Source organism: Oleiphilus sp. HI0066, from assembly GCF_001635725.1.
The window spans coordinates 1-768 of sequence record NZ_LWFH01000030.1 but is presented as its reverse complement, the minus strand read 5'-3'; the positions used below and the strand labels follow the sequence as shown (position 1 = coordinate 768).

The 768-nt window shown below is 45.1% G+C and carries 1 protein-coding gene; it reads right to left on the bottom strand.

What is annotated here, in order from left to right; translation table 11 throughout:
- A partial coding sequence (locus A3738_RS00880) for a protein-disulfide reductase DsbD domain-containing protein (protein ID WP_255376125.1) occupies positions 1-768 on the bottom strand: 768 nt, incomplete at both ends.

The following is a 768-nucleotide window of genomic DNA, read 5'->3' as shown; positions in this document are numbered from 1 at the left end:
CTTTGCATTGTTGCTTGAAGGTTCGCGCTTGCACCTAATAAGCCGACTGTTAGGCCGAAAGCTGCGTAGGTGAGTGCCATGCCAGCGACATACGACAATGCGAGACTAAAATTGCGCCCCCAATTTTTTTGCGAGCTTTGATTATTGCCAGCCACAATCGTTGTGATAATCGGAATCATCGGCAGTACGCAGGGCGTAAAGGTTAATCCGAGGCCAAGCAAAAAGAATATAGCTGCTGTTGCTAAGGCAGAGTTCTCCTGCATGAATGAGAATATCGAAGAAGCATCGTCTGTACTTAAACTTAGTGATTTTGCCTTGATTTGTGCTTCGATGTCTTCGAGCACTGGGGCCGGTGCATTTTCTACGGGAAAGTAGAGTACTGTCTTTGCTTGCGGTGGATAGCATAGGCCAGCGACAGCGCAGCCTTGGTAAGTGATTTTGATTTCCGTTTCTTTAGCATCGCTAATGAGCGTGACTGGTAATTCCATTTGAAGTTCGTTGTACACAACACGTGTCATCCCGAAATAGGGGTCGTTCTCTTCAATCCCTGAGTCTGAAAAATTAGGTGTGCCGAGTGTCGCGTTGGAATCTAGTAGGCTGACCTCGATTTTGCTTTGGTATAAATAATAGCCTTCGGTAATTTTCCAAGATGTTCTGAGCCCTTTAGATGTCACTTGAACATCAAAAATAAATGCCTCGTCAACGGGTAAAAATTGCGAATTGCTTGCGCCAAAGCCGTCTGAATCTAAATCAAAATTGAAGGAAGCA